This is a genomic window from Protofrankia sp. Cj3 (assembly GCF_917627355.1).
GTDB lineage: Bacteria > Actinomycetota > Actinomycetes > Frankiales > Frankiaceae > Protofrankia.
Genome location: NZ_CAKJTR010000219.1, coordinates 1 through 594, shown reverse-complemented (window position 1 = coordinate 594; position 594 = coordinate 1). Strand labels below are relative to the sequence as shown.

The window sequence follows — 594 nt, the reverse complement described above, 5'->3', positions numbered from 1 at the left end:
GACCTGGTCGACGAGCTGGTCGGCTGGTGTGTCACCCCGGGCGCCGGGGTCCCGGCACGCCGGGACCGTTTCCGCCTCACGGTCGTCACGGGTGGGGGTGGGACGGGGAAGACCCGGCTGGCCGCCGAGGTGTGCGCCCGTCTCACCGGCAGCGGCCTGGACTGGGACGCCGGGTTCGTCAAGTTCGTCAAGGATGCCGCCGGGTCGGCGGTGGACCGGGCGACGCTGCTGGTCGTCGATGACGCCGATCTCGCCGGACCGTTGCTCGCCGACCTCATCGATGCTCTCACCCGGGTGCGGGTGCGGGTCCGGCTGCTGTTGCTGGCCCGTCACCTCGACCGGGACGCCGGCTGGTGGCACACCCTCGATCGGAACACCATGGAGGCCGCCGGCGGGCTGCTGGACGGGGTTGTCGCGCTGTCCGATCGGCCGCTCGACACGCAGGCCCGCGACCAGCACGCTGCCGCGGCCGCCGCCGCGTTCGCTCCCTACGGCGACCCGGACGCCGGGCCTGCCTCGGTGCCCCGGCTGTCCGCTGCGGCGTTCGACAACGCGCTCTTGGTCCACATGACGATGTTGCTGGCGACCCTGGAC

General features: G+C 73.4%; 1 pseudogene. It reads left to right on the top strand.

From position 1 onward, the window contains the following. Positions 1-594 (top strand): annotated as a pseudogene (locus MJ783_RS20610) (hypothetical protein); the annotation flags it as partial.